Genomic DNA, 23,891 nt, shown 5'->3' on the forward strand with positions numbered 1-23,891 from the left:
TAAAAATGCTATACTATTAATAGTATGTAATGTTATAATAACCATAAGCAAATATGATAAAATAGAAAAAGTGTTACACTGATTACTAAAAAAGATTGAGAAAGTGTTGTAATTACATTATAAAGAGGGAGGGTGAGTACCATTAAGTTATCACCAAGACAAGAAGAAATAATAAAATTAGTAAAAGAACTTGAGCCAATAACAAGTGAACAATTAGCAGCAAAATTAAGCGTTACAAGAGCTGCATTAAGACCAGATTTAGCCATACTCACTATGACAGGAATTTTAGAAGCAAAACCTAAGGTAGGATATATATATTCACAAAAACCCTCTTACAGCTTGATATATGATTATATAAGGAATATTAAGGTAAAGGACATTATGTCTAAACCAGTAATGGTTGATGAGAATACAACTGTGTATGATGCTATAGTCCATTTATTTTTAAATGATGTAGGTACCCTGTTCATAGAAAGTGGAGGAGTACTTACCGGAGCTGTATCTAGAAAAGATTTCCTTAAGATGGCAATAGGGGGGACTGATATGCATAAGGTTCCTGTTGGTATAATAATGACAAGAATGCCTAATATAATATTTGTGGAAAAAGAGGATACTGCATATTTGGTAGCACAAAAAATTATGGAACATGAAGTAGACAGTCTTCCAGTAATAGAAAGAACATTTAATGGGTCAAAAGAGGTATTGAAAATTGTGGGCAAAGTTTCCAAAACAAATATCACAAGGTTATTTGTAAAAATGGGGGGAAACAATCAAGTTGGATAAACGGATAAAAATATCCGTTGATATATACCAAAATACCAAATAAAGGGATGTGACTTTATGGAAAGTAAAAAGTATGTATACTTGTTCACCGAAGGAAATGCTAGCATGAAAAATTTACTTGGGGGAAAAGGCGCCAACCTTGCAGAAATGACTAATTTAGGGATACCTGTGCCACAGGGGTTTACAGTTTCAACAGAAGCTTGCACTAAATACTATGATGATGGCAAAAGGATGGCAGATGAAGTAGTAAATCAGATTTATGGAGCTCTAGCTAAAATTGAAGAAATAGCCTGTAAAAAGTTTGGTAGTACAAGTGATCCGTTGTTAGTTTCAGTAAGATCTGGTGCAAGGGCTTCAATGCCTGGAATGATGGATACTATACTAAACTTAGGATTAAATGATGAAACTGTAGAGGCCTTGAAGAAGCTAACTAATAACGAAAGATTTGCATATGATTCATATAGAAGATTTATTCAAATGTTTTCAGATGTTGTTATGGGAATAGAAAAGAGAAAATTTGAAGATGTGCTTGATGAGGCTAAAGAACTTAAAGGTGTTAAATTTGATACTGATTTAACAGCTTCAGACTTAAAAGATATTGTTAACAAGTATAAGAATATATATGAAAAAGAAATGGGAACATCCTTCCCGCAAGATCCAAAGCAGCAATTATTGGAAGCAGTAACAGCTGTATTTAGATCTTGGGATAATCCAAGAGCTATAGTATATAGAAGATTAAATGATATACCAGGTGATTGGGGAACAGCAGTAAACGTTCAATCAATGGTATTTGGAAATATGGGGGAAACATCAGGAACAGGGGTAGCATTTACGAGAAATCCTGCTACTGGTGAAAAACTTATATTTGGAGAATATTTAATAAATGCGCAGGGAGAAGACGTTGTTGCTGGTATAAGAACTCCGCAACCTATATCAAGACTGCATCAAGATTTACCTGATTGCTATGATGAATTTATGAAGATAGCTCAAAATTTGGAAAACCACTATAAGGATATGCAGGATATGGAGTTTACCATAGAACAAGGTAAGCTATATTTTTTACAAACAAGAAATGGAAAAAGAACAGCTCAGGCAGCTTTAAAGATAGCCGTTGACATGGTTAATGAAGGTCTTATTACAACTAGAGAAGCTGTTATGAAAGTAGACCCAAAACAGTTAGATGCTCTTTTACACCCAAACTTTGATCAAAGTGAATTGAAAAATGCTTTTGTCATAGCTAAGGGGCTTCCGGCATCACCAGGGGCTGCTTGTGGTAAAATATATTTTACAGCGGAAGATGCAAAAGAACATCATGAACAGGGTGAGAAAGTAATACTAGTAAGACTTGAAACTTCGCCAGAAGATATAGAAGGTATGGTAGCTTCAGAGGGTATACTTACTGTTAGAGGGGGAATGACATCTCATGCAGCTGTTGTTGCTAGAGGAATGGGAACCTGCTGCGTAGCTGGATGTGGTGACATAAGAGTAAATGAGGCAGCTAAGACTTTTGAAGTTGGAGGAAATGTATATCATGAAGGTGAGTATATATCACTGGATGGTAGTACTGGAAATGTTTATGGAAAGGCAATAAAAACTGTTGATCCAGAAATAAGCGGATATTTTGGAACATTTATGAAGTGGGCTGACGAAGTAAGATCATTGAAGGTTAGAACTAATGCTGACACACCAAGAGATGCTAATCAGGCTATTAAATTTGGAGCAGAAGGTATAGGTCTTTGCAGAACTGAACATATGTTTTTTGATGAAGATAGAATATCAGCAGTTAGAGAGATGATAATATCGAAAACTGAAGAGCAAAGAAGAAAAGCTTTAGCAAAATTGTTACCAATGCAGAGAAAAGATTTTATAGGTATTTATGAAGCTATGGAGGATAGGCCGGTAACTATTAGATTCCTAGATCCGCCATTACATGAGTTCTTGCCAACGGAAGATGAGGATATAAAGGATTTAGCAAAAGAAATGGATTTAACTCCTGAAGAGTTAAAATTAACGATAGAGTCTCTACATGAATTTAATCCTATGATGGGACATAGAGGTTGCCGTTTAACTGTATCTTATCCAGAAATAGCGGAAATGCAAACTAGAGCTATAATAGAAGCGGCAATAGATGTTAAGAGAAGAAAAGGGTATAATATTGTTCCTGAAATAATGATACCACTGGTTGGGGAAGTAAAAGAGTTAAAGTACGTTAAAGATATAGTTGTGACAGTTGCTAATGAAATAATAGCAGCTGAAAACATAGACCTTAAATATTTAGTTGGAACAATGATAGAAATACCAAGAGCTGCTATTACTGCAGATGAGATAGCTAAAGAAGCGGAGTTTTTCTCTTTCGGAACAAATGATTTAACACAAATGACTTTTGGTTTCTCAAGAGATGATGCAGGAAAGTTCTTGAGGGATTATTACGATAAGAAAGTATATGAATTTGATCCATTCCAAAAGTTAGATCAAGATGGGGTAGGAAAGCTGGTTAAGATGGCTGTAGAACTTGGAAAGAGCACAAGACCAGATATTCATTTGGGAATTTGCGGAGAACATGGAGGAGATCCTTCTTCTGTTGAATTCTGCCATAATGTTGGGTTAGATTATGTTTCTTGTTCACCATTTAGGGTGCCGGTAGCAAGACTTGCTGCAGCTCAGGCTGAAGTTAAAAAACCTAGAAAGTAATCTTTAGTTAAGTTAAGCTGAAACTATAAGGAAAAGGCTATTGCATAATGGATTTTTATACATTATGCAATAGCCTCTTATGTTATTTTAGTATTAAATTTCTTTTCTATATATTTTCCAAAACATATAATAAAGTTCAAATGCTGTAAATCTTTTTCAGTAGCTTTATTCAGCAAGTATAGGAAAGATTTATGATTACATCTTTTGATGTTATTATAATAGTCTTTTGAGATTTTCCAAAATTTTTGAGGAAAGCATACATATGAAAGAATATACTTATATTCATCTAGGTTTAAAGGATGACTCTTCTCATAGGATTGAAGACAACTTTTAGCAAGTTTTAAGTCCCAGTTTGTTTTTTCTCTTTTTAAAAGTCTTCTTAAAAAATAGGAAATATCATGAGTACAATAATCCATACAGCACTTATCAAAATCTATAACCCATAATTTATTATTTTCATCAAAGATTATATTTTTATTAACATAATCTAAATGACACAAAGATGAACTTAAATTCTTGTAGTTTATAGAAGAAGATACTTGCACAGCAATTTGAGCTAATAATAAGTTTATATCGGAATGTTGTAAAAATGTTTTTGAAAACTTATCGTTATATTTATAGGCTAAATTAGAGCAGGAAAGAAGTTGTTCAAAATGTTTGTTTAAAGAATTATGAAGGCTTTGGAAATCTTTTCGTGTAGTGCTTCCCTCTATAGGAATAAATTTTTTACCTATGGTATGGATGTTAGATAAGTTAACTACAGAGGAAAGTACATGTTCTATATTGTCAAAACTACATTTCATTCCTTCTACCCAAGGAGTCAATATGAATAGCATATTATTATATTCTACAAACCTACCTTTATCATTTGTAGGGAGAATTCTTGGAACCTTTATACCATGTCTATACAACCATTCCACGGAAGAATAAACAAAAAGTAACTCTTCTATGGAGAAATACACTTTCTTTAGACAGTAGGTTTTTTCTAAGTATTCTACCTTATAGACTGCTCTCTGCTTATCTGTATCTTTAAATTTAACTCTAGTAACTTGTGCGTGCTGTAGATTATATTTAGGAAGTACGTATTTTTTTACATTTTCTTCAGATAATAAATCTAAGTTATATTGTTTAGGAGGATAAGGCACTTTAAACACTCCTTAAAAAGCTATTTCCATATAATAATATTAAATATCTTTTTATAATATACATTTTCATTAAAAAAAGGAGTTTTAAATATTTATATAGAATAAATTTATAAGGTGATTTATATGATTTTAAGAGAGAAACTAGAGCAAAGAGAAAAATTAATATTAATAGATCAAGCATCATTTTCATCAAACACAAAAGGGAGGAAAAATAATGAAAGCGATGATGAACTAAGAACAGCTTTCATGATAGATAGGGATAGGATAATACACAGTAAATCCTTTAGAAGACTTAAGCATAAAACACAAGTTTATATAAAAACCTGGGGAGATCATTATAGAACAAGACTTACCCATACATTGGAAGTGGCACAAATAGGAAAAACTATTGGCAAAGGCATAGGACTTAATGAAGACTTAATTGAAGCAATTGCTATGGGACATGACATAGGCCACGTGGCTTTTGCACATAATGGTGAAGAAGTTCTGGACAAACTTTTACCTGGTGGTTTTAGACATAATGAAAATAGTGTAAGAGTTTTAACTAAGATAGAAAAGTTGGGAAAGGGGTTAAATCTTACTGAAGAAGTATTAGATGGTATACTGCATCACAGTGGATTTTCAAGCTCAAGTTCTAAAGCTTTTACCTTAGAGGGTCAGATTGTAAGGTATAGTGATAAAATTGCCTATGTAAATCATGATATAGATGACTCTATAAGGGCAGGATTATTAAGAGAAGAAGATTTGCCTAAAAACTCCATAAATGTATTAGGAAAAAGCAATAGTGAAAGAATAGATACATTAGTTAAGGATTGTATTTATAATACTTTGGGTAATATAAATAAGGGAATGATAGAAGTCTCATTAAGCGATGAGATAGCTAATCAATTAGCGGAATTGAGAAATTTTATGTTTGAAAACATATATAAGGGATCTGTATTAAAGATAGAAAGAGATAAGGCAAAGTTTGTATTAGAACAGGTATTTAGGTATTTTCTTAAATATCCAGAGAAGATGCCAGAATTTTATATGGATATCGTTAAGAAAGAGGGCCTATACATAGGCGTTGCTGACTATATAGCAGGTATGAGCGATGATTATTGCTTATTGCTATTTAATGATATATATGTGCCTAAAATTGTTGTTTATTAGGAATAATTTTTCCATACAAATGGGTAAAATAAACATTGTATATTTTAATAAATTTTAAATTTACTTATTAAAAGTTATATTGTTTGAAGGATATTTAATGTTTATAAAGAATATATATAAATATTAAATATTATTAAAAGAAAAATATTTAATTTTGAAGAAGGAATGCAGTAATTTATGTCGAATATAAATACTTCTGGGTATAAATAAATTTAAGATAGGTGGGAGTACTTATTGATATCGGAAGATGTCATTCAGAAAGTAAAAGAGGCAAATGATATAGTAGATATTATATCTGAAAGCGTAAAACTAAAAAGAGCAGGAAGAAACTATTCCGGTTTGTGTCCATTTCATCACGAAAAGACCCCGTCTTTTAGTGTATCTCAAGATAAGCAAATATATAAATGCTTTGGCTGTGGAGAGGCTGGCAATGTTATAACCTTCGTTATGAAAACTAGAAATTTGACATTTCCTGAAGCATTAAAGCTTTTAGCAGATAAAGCAAATATAGATTTGGAATTGGATAATGACAGAGAGAATAAAGATAGTTTTGAAAAGCTATATAAATTAAATGTAGCTGCTGCTAGGTATTTCTTTAAATCTTTGCAGGAAAATGATAATGCTAAAAGATACCTACTTAATAGAGGCATAACTGAAAGTACCATCAGGAAATTTGGTCTTGGTTTTTCACTAAATAGTTGGGATGGTATATTTAAGCATCTAATAAGCAAAGGGTATACAGAGTTAGATATGCTCACTGGCGGACTAATAATTAAGAGTCAAAAGGGTTCTTGCTATGATAGGTTTAGAAATAGAATTATATTCCCAGTTTTTGATTATAGAGGTAAAGTTATTGGTTTTGGAGGCAGAGTTTTAGATGACTCAAAGCCTAAATATTTGAATTCACCAGAAACTACTCTATTTAAAAAAGGAATTAATCTTTATGGACTAAATTTTGCAATAAAAAGTAATAATTCTAGAGCGCTTATTATAGTTGAAGGATATATGGATTGCATATCACTTCACCAGCAGGGTATAACTAATGCAGTAGCCTCACTCGGAACTGCTCTTACTATAAACCAAGCAAAACTCATAAAAAGATATGCAGATAAAGTTATTATTTCTTACGATGCAGATAGTGCTGGACAAATGGCGACGATGAGAGGATTGGAGATACTTAAGCAAGTAGGGTTAGAAGTAAGGGTTTTGACAGTCCCTCAGGGAAAGGACCCGGATGAATTTGTAAGGAATAATGGCAGAGAAGCTTTTTTGAAACTCATAGATGAAGCTCTCACATTGACAGATTATAAAATTAAAGTAATAAGAGAAAGCAGTAATCTTAATAATTCTAATGATGTAATAAAATATGCAGAAAAAGCTTTAAAGGTAATAGCTGATTTGGATCCTATAGAAACAGAAATTTATGTAAAAAAAATATCGGAAGAAACTAAAATTAGGGATCAGGCTTTATTTGATATGTTAAACAACAAGATTCAACAAAATGTAAAAAAAGATGAAAATGTGAATATAGATGGGGATTTTGGACAAAAATTATATTTAGAACCAGCATATTTAAAGGCGGAGAGAGCACTTTTGAAGATTATGACAAATGATAATGAAGCTTTTGAATATGTAGTAAATAATATAAAAAAAGATGATCTTATTTTAGAAAGTCATAGAAAAATATACGGTTATATCGTTGAGAATATCAAATTTAGCAAAGCTGAAATGGAAAAACACATAGAATCAAGATGTGATGACGTAGATACCTCGAAAGAATGGGTTAATGTTCTAGAGACAGATTTAATTTATAATGACTATGATTATGAAAGCATGATAAATGATTACATAAGAGGAATAAAAAAATATAGGTTAGAGGAGTCGAAAAAATACATTATGAATAGAATCAAACAATGTGAATTAGAGGGAAACATAGAAGAGTCCTTGAAATTGGCAAAGGAACTTATTGAAATACAAAGAAAGATTGGTGGGATACAGTAATGGCTGAAGGAGGAAAAATAATGAAAGATAAGAGTGCGAAAATGCAAATTGTTAAAAAGCTTATTGAAAAAGGTAAGAAAAGTGGCACTTTAACCTATAAAGAAATAATGGATGAACTAGATGAAATAGATCTAAGCCCTGAGCAAATAGAAAAAATATATGAAGTACTCGAATCTATGGGAATAGAAGTCATTGGAGATATGCAGGATGTAGAAGTTGATGAAAGAGACTTGGACTTAAGTATTCCTGAAGGTATTGCAATAGATGACCCTGTAAGAATGTATTTAAAAGAAATTGGAAAGGTACCATTACTTTCTCCTGATGAAGAAATTAATTTAGCACAAAGAATAGAAGATGGAGATCCAGTAGCTAAAAAGAAATTAGCAGAAGCTAACTTAAGACTTGTAGTAAGTATAGCGAAAAGATATGTTGGAAGAGGTATGTTGTTCCTTGACCTTATTCAAGAAGGAAATCTTGGACTTATAAAAGCGGTAGAAAAGTTTGATTACAGAAAAGGCTACAAATTCAGTACCTATGCTACATGGTGGATAAGACAGGCAATTACAAGAGCTATAGCGGATCAGGCTAGAACTATTAGAATACCTGTTCATATGGTTGAAACTATTAATAAATTAATAAGGGTTTCAAGACAGCTTCTTCAAGAATTAGGAAGAGAACCACAACCTGAGGAAGTAGCTAAGATTATGGAAATGCCAGTAGACAAAGTAAGAGAAATCATGAAGATTGCACAAGAACCTGTATCACTTGAAACACCAATAGGAGAAGAAGAAGATAGTCACCTTGGAGACTTTATACCTGATGATGAAGCACCTGCACCGGCAGAAGCAGCAGCCTTTACTATGCTAAAAGAACAGCTTATAAATGTTTTGGATACACTAACTCCTAGAGAAGAAAAAGTATTAAGACTTAGATTTGGATTAGATGATGGAAGAGCTAGAACTTTAGAAGAAGTAGGTAAAGAATTTAATGTTACAAGAGAAAGAATAAGACAAATAGAAGCAAAGGCTCTAAGAAAACTAAGACACCCAAGCAGAAGTAAAAAATTAAAGGATTATTTAGATTAAAGCACCTTAAACTATGGTGCTTTTACTATACTCAGTAATATATTTGTAAACTATGTTATAATATATATAGGAAGGTGATGGTGTGGAAAATTATAAGTCAATTAAAGGCTCGGGAGTATATCCTATATTAGGTATAAGCGTACTATATAATGCTTTGTTTATAACTTTGTTATTTTTCATGAATTCCTATGAAATTTCAAGTTTGCTTAAAATAGTTCTTGTTGTTTTTAATATATATCAGATTTATTACTTAATTATATACACGTCATTAAAATATTCTATGGATGATGAAAATCTACACATTAATAGTGCATTGGGAATTAAAAAAGTTAAAATTTCTTTTAGCGAAATAGAAGGATATACAAAAGCAAAAGGACATATAAGAGGTGTAAAATTATCTGGATATGGTAAGAATCATTTTGCCATTGGAAGAGCTATAATTGATAAAATAGGAATTACCTATATGTTTGTTACTTCAACAGATAATGTAATTTATCTAAAGACAAAAGATATTAATTATGGATTATCTCCTGAAGACTTTGATAAATTTGAAAGAGAGTTGAATAAAAAAGGAGTATCTCCTGTGGTTTGGGAGTATAAGGTAAATAGGAATATACATCTTCATAAAGATAAAAAATTTCTTATTCCTTTAATAATTGTAGCTATTGTTACACTGATAATTACATTAAATCCACTGATATTGTATTTATATAACAAGCTTCCTGCCATGATGCCGCTAAATTTTAACTCACAGTTTGTTGCAGTGAAATTTGGGACAGGCAAGCAATTTGCTTTTAAGCAAACTATATATGGAGTGCTTAATATGGCAATTCTTTTCTGTATGTATTATGCTTCATATTTTTGTGCAAAATACGATAGAAAGTCTGCATATAAATTTATATATGTATCTTTAATTATATCTCTAGTTTTTTTGATTATGCAATTTAGAATATTAGTTACCTTCAGATAAGTAGCAACAAGCATTAACGTAGGAATACCTAATGTAAGTTAATGTTTGATGTTAGGTAACTAAAAGACAAATAAGTACAGGAGTGAAGAGTTAAATATGGAACTTAGTTTGAGACTTAAAACTATTGCTTCGATGGTTGATAAATGTGAATGTGTTGCAGATATAGGGACGGATCATGGGTATATACCTATATATTTGATAAAGCAAGGAGTGTGTAATAGAGCTATAGCTTCTGATATCAATAAGGGACCTGTTGAGAAGGCAAAGTTTAATGTGAGAATTGAAGATTTGCAGGATAAAGTTAATTGCAGATTAGGTGGAGGACTTTCTACCTTAAAAAAAGGAGAAGTTCAAGGATTGGTTATTGCCGGTATGGGTGGTAATTTAATAAGAGATATTATAGAAGAGAATATAGATATATTTAAGGAAGCTGAATTCGCAATACTTCAGCCAGTTCAAAACCCTGAGGTACTAAGAGAATATATTTATTCAAAAGGGTATAAAATAATAGATGAAGAATTGTGTATTGATGAAAATAAGTTTTATGAAATAATAAAAATAAAATATGATAATAACGTTCAAAGTGTTGATAGCATATTCTATGAAGTTGGAGAAAAGCTGTTAAGTAAAAAACATCCTCTTCTTAAAGAGTTTATAGAATATAAAATTCAAAGAGGTGAAAAGATATTCCACAGTATAAAAGACAACACAGATTTAGCACAAAAAAGAAAAGTGGAATTAAAGGAGAATATAAAAAGGCTGGAGGAGTTACTGAAATGACTTTAAAAGTAAAAAATTTACATAGAATAATGGAAGAGCATGCTCCTGCGAAGTTTAAGGAAAGCTACGATAATGTGGGGCTTATGGTAGGAGACAGGGACTGTGAGATAACTTCCATACTTGTAGCTTTGGATTGCACATTAGAAGTAATAGAAGAGGCGAAGAAAAAAGGATGTAACCTTATATTAACCCACCATCCTTTAATATTCAAAAAGCCTAATAGCATAACTACGGATACTCTTATAGGAAAAAAGATATTACAGCTTATAAAGAACGATATTAATGTTTATTCTAGTCATACTAATCTTGATTCTGTTAAGGGAGGAATAAATGAGATAATTATGGAGTTGCTAGGATTTAATAATTATTTTACTATAGATCCTTCTGATAGAAGAGGAGACAATGACAATAACACTGGTATTGGTAGAATTGCAACGGTTACTGAATCTACAACTCTATCGGAACTTTGTGATAAGGTAAAAACAAGCTTGAATATTCCTGTTCTAAGATATTCTGGAGAAGATTCCTATAAGATTAGTAAAGTTGCAGTTATAAATGGCAGTGGACAGGATTACTTTAGTGAGGCAAGAAGATTAGGAGCAGATTGTATAATAACAGGAGATACAACCTATCACTATGTTAGTGATTTTAATGAAGAAGGAATTCCAGTTATAGATGCGGGACACTTTGGAACTGAATGGCCAGCTATGCAAGTTGTAGCAAAATGGTTAAAAAATCAATTAAAATTTAAAGGATACGAAAATTTTGTATTTGAATCAGAGTTTAGCAGAAGTCCCTACAAATACAAGTAATATTTTATTTGCAATTTCGTAGGTGCTGTGATATTATAATACCTGTGAGTAAACCAGACAATCGCTGCTGCGGGTACGCAGGAGAGGAAAGTCCGAGCTCCATAGGGCAAGGGTGCTGGGTAATACCCAGTCAGGGTGACCTGAAGGAAAGTGCAACAGAGATATACCGCCGAAGCTTTGCTTCGGTAAGGGTGGAAAGGCGAGGTAAGAGCTCACCAGCGCATTGGCGACTTTGCGGCTATGTAAACCCCATCTGGAGCAAGATCGAATAGGGAAGCGCTTTGGGACGGCCCGTCCCGCTTCCGGGTGAATCGCTTGAGCCTGCTGGTAACGGTAGGCCTAGATAGATGATTGTCAAATACAGAACTCGGCTTATAGGTTTGGTCACATATGTCGTATATAACTCAAGGTTTTTAGCCTTGAGTTTTTTACGTTTTTTTATCCTTCTAAGGCAGCTGCAACCATTGCCTTTACGTTTTCAAGTTTGGCATTTGGTGGTATGCTGCATCCAGATGACATAATAAGTCCCTGTGGTGCAAATTCATCAACCAATCTTCTAGCATATTTGTAAACATCCTCAGGAATACCCAAAGTTAAAAGTGAAGGTGAAACATCACCCATGAAGCACATATGACCTTTTAACACTTCGCCTGCTTTAAAAATGTCCGTTGTGCTGTCTGGTGAGAAGATACATTTACCTTTAGGCAAGTCAAGGAAATAATCTATAAATCTATTCCAACTCATATCTAAATGTAAGTAGGCAATAGAACCTTCCTTTGCAATAATGTCTATAATTCGTTTTGTATATTGCCATGAAAATCTTTCGAAGGCCTTTAAGGACAGGAAGTCGCCTGCTTCTCTCGCTCCTCCTGTAAATGTAAAAATATAAGTTTACAAAACCTTACAGTTTGTAATATACTTTATTTATATGTGAGGTGATTCTTTGTGAATATGGACGTTGAGTTTCTTCTTTATAAGGAAGAATTATTGGATGCACTGATACATGGGAAAGGTATACAACATATTATCAACATTGGATTTAAGCTTCTTGGAAATCCTATTGTATTTAATGATACAAGTAGTAAAATCATAGCTAATTCCAGCTATGACAAGCCCGTTGGTCATTATTGGGACGAGCATATAAAAAAGGGGTACTTTTCTAATAATGCAATGTATACTGCAAAATTTAAGAAAATATCAGAAAAGGTTGATAGAAGTAGTTCTCCTATTATGATAAAAGGCATGGATGATAATAATATGATTACAGGAAAAGTCATAATTGATAACATTGTAATAGGATATATAATAGTAACAGATGCTGAAAGACCGTTTAAAGACGGGGATATTGAACTTGTTTCACTATTATGTGATGTAATTGAAACAATAATGAAAAATGACAAATTCTATAAGTATACTAAAGGTACCGTTTATGAGAGCTTTTTCAAAGACTTGTTGGAAAACTCTATTAAGGATAATGAACTGATTATGGATAAGATGAGATCTTTAAATTTAGATCTTAACTCAGAAGTTTATATCCTTACTTTTGATGTAAAGCAATATTCCAATAAAAAATTACCGTTAACATATTTGAGACATAAAATTTCTGAGATTATTACACAAAATAAATCATTAGTATATAATGATTACATTGTTTTGCTTATCAATAATCCGACAAAAGTTGATATTCTTGGGAGTCAATATGAGACTATGAGAAAATTTCTGAAAAAAAATAATTTGTATGCTGGACTTAGTCAAAGTATAAAGGATTTTACAAATTTGAAATATTACTATAATCAATGATTAAAATCAATTGAGCTGGGAATAAGTCTTAATATTAATAAAGCAGTTTATCCATATGAGGATTATGTAATATATGACTTATTGAATAGTCATTCCACATATGAAAGTTTAGAGAAATTTTGTAACCCAGCTATATACTCGCTAATTCAATATGATATAAAAAATAATACATGTTTAACTAAAAGTCTTTATGTTTATTTAAAGAATAATAAAAATCAGTCGGTATCCGCAAATATTTTACATATTCACCGTGCTTCAATGTGCTATCGTATCGACAAGATAGAGAAGATTATGAAATTAAAGCTTGATGATGCAAATACCATACATCATCTGTATTTATCCCTTCACATTCTTGAACTTATGCACAAAGATGAATTTGTATCTGAAGTAAACAAACAATGATACCAGTAAAGATTGGTAAACTTATTATATTTTAAAGGAAGGAATAGACTTTTTAAGAGTATCAGGTTTTTTACTACTTATATTTAATTAGTTTCAGTGATATAATGTTTGTTATATTAATATAGAAGATAGGATGTGAGTTTATGAATCCAATAGCATTTTCGATTAATGGATTTGAAATTAGATGGTATGGAATAATAATTGCAATGGGGGTTATTGCTGCGCTTTTTTTAGCAAGCTTGAATTGTAAAGTGAAGAATTATAATTTTGATAAACTTTTGGATACTTTCCTTGTTGCATTTCCTTTTGCTGTTATAGGCGCTAGAGCGTATTATGTGGTATTTGAGTTTAATGATTATAGAGATAATCTTATAGACATATTTAATATAAGGCAAGGTGGTTTAGCAATTCATGGAGGAGTCTTATTTGGCTTAGTGGCAGCTTATATTTATACAAGATATAAAAAGCTAGATTTTTTAGAAATGGCTGATATAGCAGCACCTTCTCTAATAATAGGGCAAGCAATTGGCAGATGGGGAAACTTTTTTAATAGTGAGGCTCATGGTGGACCGGTATCCAGTGAATTTATACAAAGATTTCCTTTATTCATACAAAAGGGAATGTATATTGAAGGGGCTTACTATCATCCTACTTTCTTATATGAATCAATATGGAATATATGTGTTTGTATCATTCTTGTATACATACTTCATAAAACCCATAAAAAAGGTACTGTAATTTTCTTATATATAGGTTTATATTCTATGGGAAGATTCTTTATAGAGGGTTTAAGAACAGATAGTTTAATGTTAGGAAGTATAAGAGTTGCCCAATTAGTAAGTTTAAGTGGAGTACTATTGAGTATAGGATTTTTCATATTTAGCTACAGAAATAAAGTGAATATTAAATCTTGAAGTGAAACTTAAATCAGGTGAGGGCAAACCTACCTGATTTTTTATTTTGCAATTATTGAAACATTTAAGTGTTTAACCTGACTTACGCCAAGTAAGCCATGCATTCGCAGCTCTAAAATTCAGATGGGGTGAAAGAAACCCCATCTGAATTAAGATCTTGCTTCAATTAGTAAAAGAAAAGTGATTATTGAGTTAATATTCCATTTAGTGTAATATATAGTAAATAGATATATAGGAAATAATAATAGCTTTTCTTGGAGGATGTTTGTATATGGGGGGAGCGGATTTGCAGAGAAATAAAGAAGTATTTGGAGCAGTATACGAAAAATTAACAGATAGGCAAACTCGCAAGGCGATGGGGATGTTCTATACTCCAGACTTTATAGTAGATTATATACTACAATACACTGTTTCAGAGTTGGATGTTTTAGGGAATCCTTTTGCTAAAATATTAGATCCTGCCTGTGGTGCAGGGTATTTTTTAGTTAAAGCTTATGATATATTAAAATATAAGTTCAAAGAAAATTTAACATCTTTAAATAATAAGTACGCCAATGAAGTTTATACCATAGAAGATAATAAAGATGAAAATAATATTGTTAAGGAAATTAAGGGAAGTAACTACTGGACAGAGGAAAACTTGCATTATCATATTTTAAGGCATTGCTTGTATGGAGCGGATTTAGACCCTATGGCTGTAGAAATTACGAAAAAAAATCTTATAAGTAAAGAAGATAAAACGATAGCTTTAAAGACGAACATTATCTTATGTGATAGCTTATTAAAATGGGAAGAAGCTATATTTTCAAAAGAATTAAAAACATTAAGTTGTATTTTAAGAAAGCAACATAAAAATAGTAGATATGAAGATATAAATGAAGATAAAGCTAATCAAATAGCTGAATGTTTAAGTGAATTTTGGAGTAATAAATTTGACTATATAATAGGTAATCCACCATACATAATGCTCCTCCAGTCTGAATTGGATGAAGATTACTGGAAATACATATTACATAAGTATAGTACTATAGGATATAAAAAAAATACATTTTATTTGCTCATAGAAAGAGCATTAGATAAGCTTAAGCCTGGAGGAAGGCATGGTTTTATAATACCAGATAGATATTTTCTAACAAATAGTTATATAGAATCTAGAAAAAATTTAGTGAATAATGCAAAAATAATTAATGTTACTCAATTCTCTAACCCAATATTTAAAGAAGCTATTGTGGGAACAGCGGCATATATTGTAGAGAAAAATAACTATAGTTCTGATCATAAAATATCTTTAAGGCTAGAATATAGCGGCGAAGAGGAGTTCCAGAGTAGGGAATTAAGACAAAAGGATATAGCGATAGATAAAAGATTTATTTTGAATATTCTTACAAAAACTAATTATAAAAATATAGTAGAAAAAATAAAAAACAGCTCAGCAGAGCTTAAGGAACTATGTGAAATTCATGTAGGAATGATGATAAAAGATAAGGAAAATAATTTTAGGTATGCATCTAAGAGGAAGGAAAGGACAAGAATAGCTATAGGGAGAGATCTAGGAGAGTATATAATAGAGAATGAAAATAGATATTGTTGTGTAGACAGATTACAGATATTTGGTGGAACAAAAAATCTAGAAAAGCATTATATAAAACCTAAAATTCTGTTAAGAAAGACTGGTAACTCTATAATTTCCTCTTTAGATCAATATGGTGTTTTAGCTGAGCAATCGGCATATATGATTATACCTTTTGATTGCAGCAAAATTTATACTTTACTTGGACAAATTCAATCTAATTTATGTAATTTCTATTTTAAAGAATCTTTGATAACGAATCCAAGGGCATATCCTTATATACAACATTATGATGTAGAAAGAATTCCAATAAATTTTAAATTATTAGATGATGAATATGATAATCTTATAAGAAAGATTTTTCGTATAAAAAATAAAATCAAAGATATACAGTTTAGCAAGTTAATTAAAAATAGTAGCTATGATAAGATTCTATACACCTATAAGGAAAATAAAGAAAAAGTAAAGAAATTGGAGAATAAACTAAAGAAATATACAGATGAAAGTAATGATACAATATATAGTTCTTATGAACTTAAAGACTCTGAAATAGACTTAATAGAAAGTAGAATTGACAAATCTAGGTCTAAAGAACTATATATTGATAGAGATTCATTTATGCCCGAAGAAGATTGTAATGATTACTATTCATCTTTAGTCGATGAGATATATATAATTTTAGAAACAGAGATTATAAAACTATTGGAATACAATGAAAGATATTTGTCCATTGAGGAAGTAGAAAATGGCTTAAAAAATAAGCTGAAAAATTTTGATGATCTTTTAAGAGTCATTAAAGATTTTAAGGTACAAAAGGAAAGTAGCCATATTATCAAAGAAATTTTAAAGGGATCTTCGAGCAACTGGAATAAGTATTTAAAAAACAAAGAAGTTAGTAAAAAAGGAAAAAAATTAGTTAAATATAGTAAAAATGAATATGGGTTATCCTGCTGGCCGGAAGAAATACACTATATATGGTTTTTGGAAAAAAGAGGCAAGTAATCTAGCTGATATGCTCCATTTATACATAGACAGTAAAAATAGTAAAACTGTTTTTATAAAGAGAGGATACCAAGCTGATTATTTGCCGCTTTTTATTCAATAACTACTAAATATAATATTTTTCTTTATATAAGGTTTCAGTTTTTTAGTTTCTATTTATTCAGATAGTGTTAAACTCAAAGTCTTAGTAGATCCATTCCTGTATACTTGAATTTTTACTACATCACCTGATTTATGTTCAGCCTTTATTTTATTTAAGTCATCTACTGATTTTATGGATTTTCCATCAAACTGCTGTATTATATCACCAACTTGAATTCCAGCTTTTTCGGAAGGACTAAATTCTTGTATTTGAACGACATAAACTCCTTCTGGAATATTATTCCTTTTTGATATATCAGAGGTTATATCTCTACCAGAGATACCTATTTTTAATATTGGTTTTAGCAAAGTCTCTATTTTAGGTTTTACTATATCTATAGGAATAGCAAAGCCAAGTCCTTCAACACCATCTCCACCAATCTTAGCAGAGTTTATACCTATTACTTGACCAGCAGAATTAACTAAGGCACCGCCGCTGTTCCCAGGATTTATAGCTGCATCTGTTTGTATAAGAGTCTGCTTTGAGTTACCGACTTCCATTTCCCTGCTTGTAGCACTTACTATACCTGAAGTTACAGAACCTAACAGTTCCTTTCCTAAAGGATTTCCAATAGCAACTACAGGATCACCAACTTGTAGATCTTTTGAATCACCTAATTCAGCAATAGCAGGCATTTTAACATTTTCAGTTACTTTGATTATAGCTAAATCTAAGTCTGCATCATAATTTATTATTTTAGCAGCCACTTCTTTTTTCGTATTAAAAATGACGCTTACTTGATTAGCCCCACTTATAACATGATAATTTGTAAGGATGTATCCTTCCTCATTAATTATAATTCCAGAGCCCATACCTTCTTCAGATTGCGAACTACCAAACATACTTGAGTTGCTTTGAGTTTTAACCGATACTCCCACTACTGCAGGACTTACCTTTTTTGCTATTTCAGTCACAGAAAGAGGGCCTGTTGTTGCTGAAACCGGTGAAGCCTTAAGGTAACTGCTGGAACTAGAAGTTGTATTAGTTGTATTATTAGCAAGACTTTGATATAATGGTGTACTTTTAAATAAACTTGAGTTTGGTAAAAAATACAATGAAGCTGCAGTGGATGCTGCTCCCCCTATAATGCTACAAACTAATCCTACCATTACGTAGGATAGAAGTCTCTTTCTGCCACTACCTTTTTTTGAATTTGAATTTTTCACTTCTGAATAATCAGCATAGACTACCTTGCTATCAGAAAGTCCATTAGGTATACCATCCGGTAAGTCCTTTGAGGTATTGTTATCTATATGGTCATTGTTAAAGTTATCCATAAAATGTTCCTCCTTATTTGTCACGATGTTTTTCTATATACTTATAATAGTTTTTTTTTGTTACAGTTTAATGACAAAAGTATGAACGCTTTATAAAGAAATTGTTTAATTATTGTTACAATACAATAAAATAACCCCAGGTCTTACCTAGGGTGTAAAAGCTATGGCTTGCTAACTCTATCAATATCTAAGACACTTTGAGGTGGCCTCTTCATCATTTCCTCTTCATAAATAACCTCTGGTTTTGCAGGCTTTTTACTTTGATGTTTTGTTTCCTTTTTAGTTTCTCTGTGCATAAATTGGAGCCTCCTTTATATTAAACATCAGGTTATATAACATATAAATTTACTACTTAATTAAACAAATGTATTTTACACAACTTTCATAATTATAGAATATCCCTAAAAAAAATTTTTATACTTTTCAGTATATATGCTAAAATATAATAATTAAGGAGATTAATTAAGTGAAATTTGAATCGGATGAAGTGAAACTTGAATCAGATGGAGTTTCAAATCCATCTGATTCTTAGTTGAACTAATCCAGGGACGTAGCCGCTCGCAATTTACACTTTGAAGAAGATGGAGTATTAGAGCGGGTAGTCATTGGATAAAAAATTGATTAAGAGTATTGAGGATAAAAATATGGAAAAAAATGAGGAATTTTCAGCTGTATTTGGGAAAGAATATGAAGCCTTAATGGATAGAGAAAAGCGAAAAACTTATGGAAGCTTTTATACGCCGGATTTTATCATAAATTACATAATTGAAAATACTATTATGAACTTAGATATACTAGAAAATCCCTTTATTAAAATTATAGATCCTGCTTGTGGAGTAGGGTATTTTTTAATTAAAGCCTATGAAATCCTTATGGATAAGTTTGCCGAAAAAATTCATTTGATAAAGGAAAAATATTTAGATGAGGAATATAGTATAGAAGTATCGGGAAAGCTAGAAAATATAAAAGGTGAAAAATATTGGAGGAAAGAAAATTTACATTATCATATACTAAAACACTGCATTTATGGTGCTGATATAGACAGTAAAGCTGTACATTTTACTAAAACAAATCTCATTTCAAAGAAAAAAGAGAATTTGGGATTAGAACCTAATATAGTTTGTTGTGATAGTTTACTAAAATGGGAAGAAGATTACAAATGGAGAGAAATTAAAAAGATTGATGTAGAAACTTTCTTGTGCAAGTATGATGACATAGATGGAATACAAAAGGAGAAAAAAGTAAGCATAGATGAATTCAATAATCTAATGAATATATGTAAGTTTTGGAGCCAAAAATATGATTATATTATTGGCAATCCTCCTTGGGTTTCATTAAGTAGAAAGCATAAAAGAGATATCGAAGATCAACTTATGAATTATTATATAAGCAGATATGATGGAAACAAGTTTTTACCAAATTTATATGAATACTTTATTAGAAGAGCTCTTTTTTTAGTCAAAGAAAATGGAAAGATTGGATTCGTAGTTCCAGATAGGTTTGGTAAAAATTTGCAATACAAACCTTTGCGAAAAGAGTTGTTAGAAAATTATAATATATTAAATTTAGCTTTTGAAGTAGATTTTCCAAATATAAATACTGATACTATGATTTTTATAATAGAAAATAGTCATAGACAAAATAATCAAATAAAAATGAAAGTATATAATGAAAGGGATTATTTATTTTACCAGGAAGAGTATTTGAGAAATACTAATTATGAGTTTTTTTATGAAAACAATAGTGAATATATGAATATTAAAAAACGAATTGAAAAAGACAGTAAGCTGATTGGAGACATAAGTACAACTTTCACTGGATTTATTGGTGAGAATAAAAAAGTGACAAAGGATAAAACAAGTACTCTGCAAGTAGAAATACTAAAAGGAGAAAATATTAGTAGATTTAGTGCTATAAATAAGTTTTATTATGAATTTACTCCTCAAAATATAAAGGGTGGTACAAAAGATATAAGAAAACTTGCTATGCCTTATAAAATAATTGTAAGGAAAACAGGAAAAAAAATAATTGCTGCATTGGATACAAAAGGATATATAGTTGAGCAGTCTCTCTATGGAATAATAAATTTAAGCCAAGAATTTTCCTATAAATATGTTTTGGCGATATTAAATTCAAAGTTAATAGAATGGTACTATCTAAACTTTCTTATAACAAATATAAATTCTACACCGCAGATAAAAAAATATAGCTTGAATAAAATTCCTATAAAATATTGCGACAAAGAAAAGCAAAAGGAAATAGAAGCTATAGTGGATAAAATTATACTGAAAATCGAGAATTTAAAAAAATCTAATAGTATAGAACTTATAAAAATTGATAAAAATATTAAGAAACTTCAAAGAAAATTAGATGAAAGGATTTTTAGCTTGTATGAAGTGGATTACAATGAAATAACAAAAAAATCATCATCTTCATGAAGTGGAAACTTGAATCAGATGTGGTTTCAAACACTACCTGATTCTTAGTTGAACGAATCCAGGGACGTAGCCGCTCTTTATTCCTGCTTTAAGAAGCAGGAATATTAGAGCGGATAGTCATCGGATAAAAAAGTAAGAAATCAAATATAGTTCGTAATGGTCCGAAAAATGAATATTCTAAATATATATAACTTATGTAATGACAAGAACATTAAAGCATAAAGTTTATTAGAAACACATTGACTTATCAAATTAATGATGTTAATATGTATGATGTAAATAAATTAGTTCGTCCGTATAATCTTGAAAATATGGTTCAAGAGTTTCTACCAGAGTACCGTAAATCTCTGACTATGGGTGAATCCGCATTATATTAATTAGAGTTTCTAATTCGGATTTACTCATGATTCGAATCAGGAGCTTTTTTTGTTGGAGGGAAAAACAATGCATATGAAAAAAGCTGAACCTGTAAAAGGACAAAAATCATTTTTGGATTCATTTTTTAAGCTATCAGAAAACAATACTAATGTAAAAACAGAAATAATTGCAGGAATAACTACATTTATTACAATGGCTTATATAATTTTTGTTAATCCTAATATTTTAATGCAATCAGGCATGAATGCACAAGGGCTTGTAGGTGATGCAGCTGTTAAAGCTGGAATATCTGCAATAAATGACCCTGTTGTAGCATCTGTTTTTGGAGCTACTTGTCTAGCAGCAGCAGTCGGTACTTTTGTAATGGCTCTTTATGCTAATTTACCTTTTGCACAAGCACCAGGTATGGGACTAAATGCATTCTTTACTTACAGCGTATGTTTAACTTTAGGATATACATGGCAACAGGCGTTAGCAGCAGTATTTATATCAGGTCTATTATTTATAGTGATAACTGTAACTTCCATTAGAGAAAAAATAGTAGATGCTCTTCCACAGAATCTTAAGATAGCAATATCAGGTGGGATAGGTTTATTTATAGCTCTTATTGGACTTAAAAGCGGTGGTGTAATTGTAGCAAGCCCAGCAACTTTAATTGCGTTTGGTAAATTTACAGATCCACATGTTTTAGTTACACTTATTGGAATAACTATTACAGCAATATTAATGTCAAGAGGCATTAAAGGTTCTATCTTAATTGGAATAGTAATTACAACGATAGTGGGAATTCCTTTTGGAATAACTCATCTTGAAGGTGTAAAAATAATAAGTGCGCCACCGTCACTCGCACCAACTTTCTTTGCTTTCGACTTTCAAGGTCTTTTAAAGCTTGGCGAGGCGGGAATGGTAGGAGCTTTTGCAAGCTTAATTATGGTAGTTATAACATTTAGTTTAGTAGATTTATTTGACACTATTGGAACGTTAGTTGGAACAGCTCAAAAAGCAAAAATGCTTGATAAGAATGGCAGAGTTAAAAATATGAATAAGGCTCTTTTATCAGATGCATTAGCAACTACTGCAGGTTCAATATTTGGAACTAGTACTGTAGTAACTTATGTAGAATCTACATCAGGTATATCAGAAGGTGGTAGAACAGGTCTTACTTCATTTACAACAGGAGTTCTGTTTATACTAGCATTATTCTGTGGAGGATTAGTAGGAATAGTTCCAGCAGAAGCTACAGCACCAGCACTTGTAATTGTTGGAGTGTTGATGATGGGTGCAGTAACAAAGATAAATTTTGATGATTTTACAGAGGCATTACCAGCATTCTTTACAATAGCTATTATGCCATTTACTTATAGTATAGCTAATGGTATAGCAGCAGGAATAATATTCTATCCAATAGTAAAGATTGCAACAGGAAGACAGAAAGAAGTTCATCCAATAGTTTACGTGCTTGCAGCATTATTTATATTAAGATTTACATTATTACCAGAATAGTAATGAGGCTTCATTAGCCGAGTATATATATATATGAAACAAAAAGTCTTTGTGAATTAATATCGCAAAGACTTTTTGTTTATTTTATCAATAAAATAAGGATAAAAAGATGTTAACATATATTAGATTTCAGTTAATATGTGGTTGATAAGATATACATTAATTAACAATATATTAAATAAAGTATGCTTTCGTTGAACTATTACATAGAATGAATTAATATTATATCAATAACATTTTTTAAAATAATTGATGTAAAGGTGGTTAATTCTATGAATAAAGCCATGAAGTTTATTTTGTGTTTTACTTCTATAGCCGTTATAGCTACTCTAGTGACTACATTTGAAGTATTCTATTTCGGTGAAAGTTCAAAGCCTAAAAAGTCTGATTGTATAATCGTGCTAGGATGCCAAGTATATGGAACCACACCTAGTCCTTTCTTGGCGTGGAGAACTGAACATGCCCTTAAGCTTTATAAAGAGGGCTATGGTAAATATATTATAGTTTCTGGAGGTAAAGGTCAAGGAGAGAACATATCAGAAGCGGAGGCTATGAAGAGATACTTGATATCTAAAGGAATGGAGGCTTCTAAAATACTTGTTGAGGATAAGTCCGCATCTACCATGGCAAACTTAATAAATTCTAAGGCTATAATGGATCAGAAAGGACTAAAGACTGCTATTATAGTATCCAATAAGTATCATTTAAAAAGGGCTTCACTTATGGCAAAACAGCAGAACATAAATGGAAGTTACTCAGGAGTTTTTGTTACTCCTTATAAGCACCACGAATTTATCGGCTACATCCGAGAAATTCCTGCCTTAATAAAATACTACCTTGTTAAGCTACTATAAGACCCCAACCTCACTGTGAGTTTACTGATTATATCACTGTAAGTATAAATACATGACATAATGTGGTAAAGTATTCTTATACAATTACAAACGTAAATGATAATGGTTTAAATTGAGATAGTAAAAGAAAGAAATGAGAAAATATTTATTTTAAGAGAAAAGTCAAATTTACAATCTGATTTCAGTTTTAAT

Annotated in this window: 19 protein-coding genes, 1 other RNA gene and 1 riboswitch; of the genes, 16 read left to right on the top strand and 4 right to left on the bottom strand. The window is 31.1% G+C overall.

Annotated elements, in window-relative coordinates; genetic code table 11:
* Nucleotides 1-132: 132 nt before the first annotated feature.
* A complete protein-coding gene (ccpN, locus tag CLMAG_RS04600) occupies nt 133-783 on the top strand; it encodes a transcriptional regulator CcpN (protein WP_066618516.1) in 651 nt (216 codons plus the stop codon).
* Between the two features lie 57 nt (nt 784-840).
* Nucleotides 841-3,474 carry a pyruvate, phosphate dikinase gene (ppdK, locus tag CLMAG_RS04605; protein WP_066618519.1) on the top strand — a complete coding sequence of 878 codons (2,634 nt, stop codon included), beginning with the start codon at nt 841-843 and terminating at the stop codon, nt 3,472-3,474.
* A gap of 77 nt (nt 3,475-3,551) precedes the next feature.
* On the opposite strand, the gene CLMAG_RS04610 is transcribed toward ppdK, so the two are convergent.
* Complete coding sequence (locus CLMAG_RS04610; protein WP_066618522.1) at nt 3,552-4,619, bottom strand: CotS family spore coat protein; 1,068 nt, start codon at nt 4,617-4,619, stop codon at nt 3,552-3,554.
* Between the two features lie 123 nt (nt 4,620-4,742).
* Here CLMAG_RS04610 and CLMAG_RS04615 point away from each other — a divergent pair, with 123 nt between their 5' ends.
* From CLMAG_RS04615 to rnpB, 7 genes are all read left to right on the top strand, one after another.
* The gene (locus tag CLMAG_RS04615; protein WP_066618525.1) at nt 4,743-5,771 is read left to right on the top strand and encodes a deoxyguanosinetriphosphate triphosphohydrolase; all 1,029 of its coding nucleotides are present in this window, start codon (nt 4,743-4,745) and stop codon (nt 5,769-5,771) included.
* A gap of 234 nt (nt 5,772-6,005) precedes the next feature.
* Nucleotides 6,006-7,772, top strand: coding sequence for a DNA primase (gene dnaG / locus CLMAG_RS04620; RefSeq protein WP_066618528.1), 1,767 nt, complete (start codon nt 6,006-6,008; stop codon nt 7,770-7,772).
* Nucleotides 7,772-8,857, top strand: coding sequence for an RNA polymerase sigma factor RpoD (gene rpoD, locus CLMAG_RS04625; RefSeq protein ID WP_066618531.1), 1,086 nt, complete (start codon nt 7,772-7,774; stop codon nt 8,855-8,857). Before dnaG ends, rpoD begins: the two co-directional genes overlap by 1 nt.
* A gap of 82 nt (nt 8,858-8,939) precedes the next feature.
* Nucleotides 8,940-9,827 (top strand): PH domain-containing protein, encoded by an 888-nt coding sequence (locus CLMAG_RS04630; protein ID WP_066618533.1) that lies wholly within the window; start codon nt 8,940-8,942, stop codon nt 9,825-9,827.
* A gap of 96 nt (nt 9,828-9,923) precedes the next feature.
* Entirely contained in the window at nt 9,924-10,607 is a 684-nt protein-coding gene (locus CLMAG_RS04635; RefSeq protein WP_066618534.1) for a tRNA (adenine(22)-N(1))-methyltransferase, read from the top strand.
* Entirely contained in the window at nt 10,604-11,419 is an 816-nt protein-coding gene (locus tag CLMAG_RS04640) for a Nif3-like dinuclear metal center hexameric protein (protein ID WP_066618536.1), read from the top strand. The genes CLMAG_RS04635 and CLMAG_RS04640 overlap by 4 nt, the downstream gene beginning before the upstream one ends.
* A gap of 45 nt (nt 11,420-11,464) precedes the next feature.
* An RNA gene (gene rnpB, locus CLMAG_RS04645) (RNase P RNA component class A) lies at nt 11,465-11,810 on the top strand.
* 47 nt (nt 11,811-11,857) lie between these two features.
* Here the strand turns inward: rnpB and CLMAG_RS04650 are convergent.
* Nucleotides 11,858-12,304: a uroporphyrinogen decarboxylase family protein gene (locus CLMAG_RS04650; RefSeq protein ID WP_082831794.1), complete on the bottom strand. Its 447-nt coding sequence runs from the start codon at nt 12,302-12,304 to the stop codon at nt 11,858-11,860.
* Between the two features lie 60 nt (nt 12,305-12,364).
* Between CLMAG_RS04650 and CLMAG_RS04655 the strand changes: the two genes are divergently transcribed.
* From CLMAG_RS04655 to CLMAG_RS04670, 4 genes are all read left to right on the top strand, one after another.
* Nucleotides 12,365-13,219: an SRPBCC family protein gene (locus tag CLMAG_RS04655; protein ID WP_066618545.1), complete on the top strand. Its 855-nt coding sequence runs from the start codon at nt 12,365-12,367 to the stop codon at nt 13,217-13,219.
* Between the two features lie 81 nt (nt 13,220-13,300).
* Nucleotides 13,301-13,621, top strand: coding sequence for a helix-turn-helix domain-containing protein (locus CLMAG_RS04660; protein WP_066618547.1), 321 nt, complete (start codon nt 13,301-13,303; stop codon nt 13,619-13,621).
* Nucleotides 13,622-13,764: 143 nt separating this feature from the next.
* Nucleotides 13,765-14,535 (top strand): prolipoprotein diacylglyceryl transferase, encoded by a 771-nt coding sequence (lgt, locus tag CLMAG_RS04665; protein WP_066618549.1) that lies wholly within the window; start codon nt 13,765-13,767, stop codon nt 14,533-14,535.
* Between the two features lie 286 nt (nt 14,536-14,821).
* Nucleotides 14,822-17,107, top strand: coding sequence for an N-6 DNA methylase family protein (locus CLMAG_RS04670; RefSeq protein ID WP_161486929.1), 2,286 nt, complete (start codon nt 14,822-14,824; stop codon nt 17,105-17,107).
* A gap of 156 nt (nt 17,108-17,263) precedes the next feature.
* On the opposite strand, the gene CLMAG_RS04675 is transcribed toward CLMAG_RS04670, so the two are convergent.
* Together CLMAG_RS04675 and CLMAG_RS34165 are read right to left on the bottom strand one after the other, a co-directional pair.
* Nucleotides 17,264-18,526 (bottom strand): S1C family serine protease, encoded by a 1,263-nt coding sequence (locus CLMAG_RS04675; protein WP_066618553.1) that lies wholly within the window; start codon nt 18,524-18,526, stop codon nt 17,264-17,266.
* 161 nt (nt 18,527-18,687) lie between these two features.
* On the bottom strand, nt 18,688-18,822 hold the full coding sequence (locus tag CLMAG_RS34165) for a hypothetical protein (RefSeq protein WP_278329755.1): 135 nt from the start codon (nt 18,820-18,822) through the stop codon (nt 18,688-18,690).
* A 309-nt stretch (nt 18,823-19,131) separates the two neighbouring features.
* Between CLMAG_RS34165 and CLMAG_RS04680 the strand changes: the two genes are divergently transcribed.
* The 3 genes from CLMAG_RS04680 (at nt 19,132) to CLMAG_RS04690 (ending at nt 23,699) form a co-directional block, all read left to right on the top strand.
* On the top strand, nt 19,132-20,964 hold the full coding sequence (locus CLMAG_RS04680; RefSeq protein ID WP_242872926.1) for a TaqI-like C-terminal specificity domain-containing protein: 1,833 nt from the start codon (nt 19,132-19,134) through the stop codon (nt 20,962-20,964).
* Between the two features lie 273 nt (nt 20,965-21,237).
* A riboswitch (purine riboswitch) is annotated at nt 21,238-21,338 on the top strand.
* Nucleotides 21,339-21,408: 70 nt separating this feature from the next.
* The gene (locus CLMAG_RS04685; RefSeq protein WP_066618556.1) at nt 21,409-22,845 is read left to right on the top strand and encodes an NCS2 family permease; all 1,437 of its coding nucleotides are present in this window, start codon (nt 21,409-21,411) and stop codon (nt 22,843-22,845) included.
* A 272-nt stretch (nt 22,846-23,117) separates the two neighbouring features.
* A complete protein-coding gene (locus CLMAG_RS04690; protein ID WP_066618559.1) occupies nt 23,118-23,699 on the top strand; it encodes a YdcF family protein in 582 nt (193 codons plus the stop codon).
* The last annotated feature ends 192 nt before the right edge of the window (nt 23,700-23,891 follow it).

It is taken from the genome of Clostridium magnum DSM 2767 (assembly GCF_001623875.1).
GTDB lineage: Bacteria > Bacillota > Clostridia > Clostridiales > Clostridiaceae > Clostridium_AM > Clostridium_AM magnum.

What these genes read in the sequence shown, in the direction of transcription:
- ppdK (WP_066618519.1), top strand. Translation starts at nt 841, where the DNA reads ATGGAAAGTAAAAAGTATGTATACTTGTTCACCGAAGGAAATGCTAGC.
- CLMAG_RS04615 (WP_066618525.1), top strand. Translation starts at nt 4,743, where the DNA reads ATGATTTTAAGAGAGAAACTAGAGCAAAGAGAAAAATTAATATTAATA.
- rpoD (WP_066618531.1), top strand. Translation starts at nt 7,772, where the DNA reads ATGGCTGAAGGAGGAAAAATAATGAAAGATAAGAGTGCGAAAATGCAA.
- CLMAG_RS04635 (WP_066618534.1), top strand. Translation starts at nt 9,924, where the DNA reads ATGGAACTTAGTTTGAGACTTAAAACTATTGCTTCGATGGTTGATAAA.
- CLMAG_RS04640 (WP_066618536.1), top strand. Translation starts at nt 10,604, where the DNA reads ATGACTTTAAAAGTAAAAAATTTACATAGAATAATGGAAGAGCATGCT.
- lgt (WP_066618549.1), top strand. Translation starts at nt 13,765, where the DNA reads ATGAATCCAATAGCATTTTCGATTAATGGATTTGAAATTAGATGGTAT.
- CLMAG_RS04675 (WP_066618553.1), bottom strand. Translation starts at nt 18,526, where the DNA reads ATGGATAACTTTAACAATGACCATATAGATAACAATACCTCAAAGGAC.
- CLMAG_RS34165 (WP_278329755.1), bottom strand. Translation starts at nt 18,822, where the DNA reads ATGCACAGAGAAACTAAAAAGGAAACAAAACATCAAAGTAAAAAGCCT.
- CLMAG_RS04685 (WP_066618556.1), top strand. Translation starts at nt 21,409, where the DNA reads ATGCATATGAAAAAAGCTGAACCTGTAAAAGGACAAAAATCATTTTTG.
- CLMAG_RS04690 (WP_066618559.1), top strand. Translation starts at nt 23,118, where the DNA reads ATGAATAAAGCCATGAAGTTTATTTTGTGTTTTACTTCTATAGCCGTT.